The sequence below is a fragment of the Pseudoduganella sp. RAF53_2 genome (genome assembly GCF_052113985.1).
GTDB lineage: Bacteria > Pseudomonadota > Gammaproteobacteria > Burkholderiales > Burkholderiaceae_D > Rugamonas.
Map to the genome: position 1 here is coordinate 1 of NZ_JBFRDW010000389.1, position 5,668 is coordinate 5,668.

A 5,668-nucleotide genomic window follows, 5' to 3' on the forward strand; every position below is an offset into this window, starting at 1 on the left:
GGTCGAATTTGCTGGACAGGCCTGCATCACGGTTATCATAGCGAATCACGTAATAGCCCATTTCTACCAGGCCTTCGACGAAGGCAGGCGGCCAGGAAACGAGTTGCAGCCCGAGCCCCATGTTCAGCAACACCGCAGGGTTGCCGGGGTTCCCGCTTGCCTCGAAGCTAATGGTAATACCGTTTATTTCGGCAGTTGCCACGACCCTGTCCTCCATTAGTGACAGGATAGCACCGTGACATGGAGCACGGTTCAGCTTTGTTGTTTTGCCACACGACGGCGCTCGGCAAAGAATGCCTTGAGCAGATTGCCGCAATCTTCGGCCAGCAGGCCTCCCTCAACCTCCGCATGGTGATTGAGTTTTTCCTGTTCAAACATATTCACGACCGAACCGCAGGCACCGGTCTTCGGGTCCGTCGCACCGTAGACGATACGGGACAGGCGCGCGTGCATCATGGCGCCCGAGCACATGACGCAAGGTTCCAGCGTTACATACAGCTCGCAGCCCGGCAGGCGGTAATTGCCCACCGCTTCGGCCGCGGCGCGCAGCGCGACAATTTCCGCGTGCGCCGTGGGATCATGGCTGCCGATCGGCTGGTTGAAGCCGCGGCCGATCACCACGCCATCCTTCACCACGACAGCGCCCACCGGCACTTCACCCCGATCCCAGGCGCGCTGCGCCTCGGCCAGGGCCTCGCGCATGAAGTCCTGCGGATCAGGCATCGGTGATCTCAGCCCAGCAGTTCGGGGTTTCGTGCAGCACCAGCTTGTGCAGGTGCAGGCCGGTGCCGTAGCGGTCCTTGAAGGCGGCCTTCAGGATGTCCCAGGCCACCGCTGCCAGGTTTTCCACGGTTGGAATGCGGTCAATCACAACGGTCTTGTGACCGGGCAGCGAAGCCAGGAAGTCCTTGACGGAGGCGTCCTTCTCGTACACCAGGAAGGCGTGATCCCACACGTCGACCAGATTTTCCTTGGCGATGGTCTTCACGTCGGAGAAGTCCATGATCATGCCGTTGTCGGAATTGCCTTCGACGTCGATCACGGCGCCGGTCAGGGTGATTTCCAGCGTGTAGCGGTGGCCGTGTAAGTTGCGGCACTGGCTCTTGTGGTCCGGAATACGATGGCCAGCATCGAATTCCAGCTTGCGGGTAATGGTCAGCATTGCTCAGGGGATGTTCAAAAGTTTATGGGTTTGCAGGCTCAGATTCCACTTCGGATTGCGCTTGCAGGTTTCGACCGCCAATTCCGTGTTGAAGGTGGCCAGTGGACCGTCCATCGGCTGCAGGAAGAAATGCTCGAAATCCAGGCCTTCGTAGGCTGCCAGCTCCTGATCCTTCTGCGGAATGACGACCTTGATTTCATTGCCTTTCGTGACCACCAGCTGCGAACCCATTTTCGGGCTGACGCAAATCCAGTCCACGCCGGCCGGCACCTCGATCGTGCCATTGGTTTCGATGGCGATGGTGAAGCCGGCCGCGTGCATGGCGTCGATCAGCGGCGCATCCAGTTGCAGCAGCGGTTCGCCGCCAGTGAACACCACGTATTTGTGGCCATGGCCTTGCGGCCACAGGCTGTCGATCTCCTGTGCCAGGGCTTCAGGCGTGGTGAATTTGCCGCCACGTTCGCCGTCGGTGCCGACGAAGTCCGTGTCGCAGAACTGGCAGACGGCGCTGGCGCGATCGCTCTCGCGGCCGGTCCACAGATTGCAGCCGGAAAAGCGGCAGAAAACGGCGGGCCGTCCGGCATGGGCGCCTTCGCCCTGCAGGGTATAGAAGATCTCTTTGATGCTGTATGTCACGATAGTTCCAGGAATCGGGCCGAAAGCCCGGGAGGCAACCTTCTATTATACCCGTTTCTCCAACCAGACACAGTTTGCGCTGAATCAACAGTGGCTATGCAGCAAGGGGGCAAAATCAATTCACCACCGAACAAAAGGGGCTGCCGCCAAATGAACCAACTCCTCAAAATCCAGCATCTGTCGGAATTTTCCCAAGCCGGTCAGCAGCATGGATTCGCTTTCAAGCTGATGGAATTACTGGTCATTCCCACCTTCGTTCTCGACACAAATTGTAAAGTCATCATCTGGAACCGCGCCTGCGAAAGGCTGACCGGAGTTCCGGCCCATGAAGTGCTGGGCACGTCCGATCACTGGCGCTGCTTTTACGAAGCGCCGCGCCCTACCCTGGCCGATCTGGTGGTCCAGGGCCGCACCGATGAAGTCCGCCATCTCTACGACAGCCACGCTATCCACGGCGAAAGCAAGGACAATCTCTGCGCAGAAAACTGGTGCGAGATGCCGCGTACCGGACGCCGCCGCTACCTTGCAGTGGACGCCAGTCCCATCCATGATGCGGACGGCAGCATGATTGCCGTGGTCGAAACCCTGCGCGATATGACCGACGAAAAACAGGCCCAGATCGCGCTGGAACAACTCGCCACACGCGACGGCCTCACCGGCCTCGCCAACCGCCGCTGTTTCGACGATACGCTACACGCCGAATGGCAGCGAGCCCTGCGCCAGCAGCAGCCCTTGTCCCTGCTGATGGTCGACGTCGACAACTTCAAACAATACAACGACGCTTACGGCCACGTGGGCGGCGACGAATGCCTGAAACGCATCGCAACCGCCGTGGCGAGCGAAATGCGCGCGAACGATCTGGTGGCACGCTATGGCGGAGAAGAGTTTGCAGTGATCCTGCCGAATCAATCGCTGAAAGGCGCCGCCATCGTGGCGGAGCGCATCCGCTGCCGTGTCGAAGCCCTGCGCTTGCCGAACCTCGGCGCGGACAAGCAGTTCGTTACCGTAAGCATCGGCGCTGCAACGGCCATCGCCTCAAACAGCAACGAGCCTTCGCAGCTGATCGCCACCGCCGACGCGGCGCTCTATCGCGCCAAACACATGGGCCGCAACCGCATCAGCCCCGATCAGCCAGTGTAGGGAATGTAGGGAAGTTTGTTCGGCATCACGCCGACCAGCGACGCGATATATTCAACCGATTCGGAGAACGCGAGCAGCACGTCCTCGCGCGACACGCCGTGTGCCAAGCGGGACATATGGTCGGCAAAACCGGGCGCGTCCGGGTCACGGTGCAGCACATTGTGGTAGAGCTGCGTGACGTAGCCTGCGTCACTCAGATTGCTGCCGTAACGCAGGATGAATTCCTGGCTATTGGTAAAGCCGGAAGCAATCGACTCCAGACTGGTGCCGCTGTCGCCCGCGTGCAGCCAGTAGCCAAGGCCGCTGTCATCCGGCGCACGGTCGAATGTGGCGCCGTACAAGCGATACAACTGGCCAGCGGTTCCATCCACATCCAATGCCAGGGCGCCATCGCTGAACTGCAGGCGTTCCACCCCCGTCAGCACATCGATCCCGCCCAGCGCGTCATTAATAACCACCGCTCCGGAGACCGGATTGAGGCGGAAATTGCCTTCCGGGCCATTGAGCACGAGCGTGTCAATACCTGCGCCGCCTTCAATTCTTTGATCGCCAGTCTGCGCATACAAGATGTCGTTACCTGCCGTGCCGGTGATGGAAACTGCCTGTGGCAAATCGGCCAGCGTCAGCGTCTGGTCGCTGAATCGCAGAGATTCAATTCCCTGCAAAGTGTCGATGCCCTCGCCGATCACAGTCACAGAATCGCCAAGCCGCACTACGCCATAGCTGTCAAAAGAATGATGGAAAATAACCGAGTCGTTACCTCCGCCGCCATTAATGACATCGTTGCCTTTGCCGACTTCGATTTGGTCATTCCCGGGGCCGCCCGTCAGCACATCACCCAGGTCATTGGCAATCATCACCGAGCCACCGGAGCCGGCAATCGCATGCTGAACTGAGACGCCGTATGCGATCGAAATATTGTGAAGACCCGGCGAGGTTTCGCTGAATGTGCCTGCATTCAGGTTGATGCTGACCTGATCGAGGCAATTGGAAAAGTCGAAGGTATTATTTCCGCCGGCATCCCAAATACACTGCGGCGCCGAGTTTGAGAAAAACGAATAGCTATCGTCACCCACTCGATAGCTCATGTTAGGGCCGTACAAGTATTGAATTGCCTGGATGTCGTACAGCATGGGCGAGCCGGGATACTTGCCGTTGACGTGCGCACCAATTGGCGCGGTGTACGACATGATCGAATAGTCTTCGTTATCGAAGGTCTTGGGCAGAACCGCGCCACCCAATGACGCACCGCCTGCGTCATAGTCGCCAGGATGCTTCAGCCCCAGCATATGGCCAATCTCGTGCACCACGTCATTCATGCCCACGCTACCCGAACCAAAGTAAGTATTGCCCTGATAGGTGTTATCCAGGTACATGCTCACAAAGTCGCGGCCTGGCTCAGGCAAGTACGCGTAGCCAGCAGAGCCCGCCGCAGACTGGTCGTTTGTTCCGAAACGCAGTTCGCCGCTTGAGCTCACCTGTTGAAAACTCACATTGGCGACATCCGCCCACACCTGCAGCGCGGTAGCGACCGCCTGCTTTTGAATGGCGGTCATCGACATGAAGCCATTCCTGTCGATCGAACTGGCGCCTGACGGCGGGCTGCTCAGGAAGCTGTAAGTGAGCGTCACCGGAGTGTGTGCATCGTAGTTCCAGCTGCTGTAGACAAGCGAATCTATCGAGTTGTTTCCGGTGGTGAGCGTCATGATGCTGGTCGAAGATTAGTTACCTGGAAGCATCTTATCACTAAGTATTCAGCTAATCGAACGGGTTTTCGACCTTTTTTGTATCTGGCGCTGGCAAGCGTCCGGGCAGGTCCGGCGCGGCCTCCAATGCAGCCACCACGCGCTTCAACAGCGCATGCAAAGCATTAGCATTTGCGAGACCGGCGGCATCGCGTGTCAGATCGACATCACCGCTGATGGTGATGCGATCAAGCCGGTTTTCAATCTGCAGGCCGCCGATGTGCAGCACCTGCGCTTCGTTCGCATAGGGTTTGAATTCTTTCATGATTTTCCTTTCGGCCGAGGCAGGCGTAGCATCGATTCTTTCTGATGTTCTGTCAACGCCGGCAACAAATTGATACCAAGTTTGCCTTCCAGTTCGGCCACGCTGATGGTCTGATAACGCGCGTCCGGCTCATTGGCAATGAAATAAGCGGCGGCCGCATTCTGGCGCGGGCTGAACACCACTTTGTATAAATGGCTCGGCACCAGCACATTGCCCACCTTGCGCAGTTCGCGTCCGATAAACGCCGGGCCGGTAATCACATAAAGGCCGCCTTCGCGTTTGGCCATCTTGCGCACGGCCTGCTCGATCGACGCCCACACATGGCGATTATTGTCGGCATCCTGCGGCACCATATTCGCAAGCGAAAAGCTTTCGTGCTGGCTGGTGCGGTCCGGCATATCGCCGTTTGGCGCCATATGGCCGCGATCGAAACCGCTGCGCGCGTAATCGGCAAGCTCGGCGCGCTGCGACGACGGCAACTGCTGCTCGGAATGGAAGCTGTTCTCGCGCGATAGCTCCTGCGCCGCGCTCAGCTGGTCCGGCGTCAGATGCTCGGCCGACCACAGCGGCRTGCGGGTCAGGCCGGAGTGCATCAGGCCGAAGGAACGGAAACACAGGGTTTGCGTTTCGCGCGCCAGCTTTTCGTTGACGATTTGGGGAGAACGCCCGTCGACAAAATATTGGGGACAGGATGGGGAAGCCAGGCTCACGCCATGCGCC

8 protein-coding genes are annotated in these 5,668 nt (G+C 58.8%); 1 reads left to right on the forward strand and 7 read right to left on the reverse strand.

Annotation, left to right across the window (positions count from 1 at the left end; genetic code table 11):
* The 4 genes from AB4Z11_RS20875 to queE form a co-directional block, all read right to left on the reverse strand.
* Window positions 1-202 (reverse strand): alpha/beta fold hydrolase (locus tag AB4Z11_RS20875; RefSeq protein WP_442027407.1); only part of this gene is annotated, 202 nt, incomplete at its 3' end.
* A gap of 50 nt (window positions 203-252) precedes the next feature.
* On the reverse strand, window positions 253-723 hold the full coding sequence (tadA, locus tag AB4Z11_RS20880; protein WP_442027409.1) for a tRNA adenosine(34) deaminase TadA: 471 nt from the start codon (window positions 721-723) through the stop codon (window positions 253-255).
* Window positions 716-1,162, reverse strand: a complete 447-nt coding sequence (queD, locus tag AB4Z11_RS20885) for a 6-carboxytetrahydropterin synthase QueD (protein WP_442027410.1) — start codon at window positions 1,160-1,162, stop codon at window positions 716-718. The genes tadA and queD overlap by 8 nt, the downstream gene beginning before the upstream one ends.
* 3 nt (window positions 1,163-1,165) lie before the next feature.
* Window positions 1,166-1,798, reverse strand: coding sequence for a 7-carboxy-7-deazaguanine synthase (queE, locus tag AB4Z11_RS20890; RefSeq protein WP_442027411.1), 633 nt, complete (start codon window positions 1,796-1,798; stop codon window positions 1,166-1,168).
* Window positions 1,799-1,948: 150 nt separating this feature from the next.
* Here queE and AB4Z11_RS20895 point away from each other — a divergent pair, with 150 nt between their 5' ends.
* Entirely contained in the window at window positions 1,949-2,938 is a 990-nt protein-coding gene (locus tag AB4Z11_RS20895) for a diguanylate cyclase (RefSeq protein WP_442027413.1), read from the forward strand.
* Here AB4Z11_RS20895 and AB4Z11_RS20900 read toward each other — a convergent pair.
* The 3 genes from AB4Z11_RS20900 to AB4Z11_RS20910 are packed head-to-tail and all read right to left on the reverse strand — an operon-like array spanning window position 2,926 to window position 5,658.
* A complete protein-coding gene (locus AB4Z11_RS20900; RefSeq protein WP_442027414.1) occupies window positions 2,926-4,644 on the reverse strand; it encodes a DUF4214 domain-containing protein in 1,719 nt (572 codons plus the stop codon). The two genes, AB4Z11_RS20895 and AB4Z11_RS20900, sit on opposite strands and share 13 nt — an antisense overlap.
* Window positions 4,645-4,696: 52 nt before the next feature.
* Window positions 4,697-4,948 (reverse strand): hypothetical protein, encoded by a 252-nt coding sequence (locus tag AB4Z11_RS20905; RefSeq protein WP_442027415.1) that lies wholly within the window; start codon window positions 4,946-4,948, stop codon window positions 4,697-4,699.
* Window positions 4,945-5,658 carry a DNA/RNA non-specific endonuclease gene (locus AB4Z11_RS20910; protein WP_442027416.1) on the reverse strand — a complete coding sequence of 238 codons (714 nt, stop codon included), beginning with the start codon at window positions 5,656-5,658 and terminating at the stop codon, window positions 4,945-4,947. Before AB4Z11_RS20910 ends, AB4Z11_RS20905 begins: the two co-directional genes overlap by 4 nt.
* Window positions 5,659-5,668: the final 10 nt, after the last annotated feature.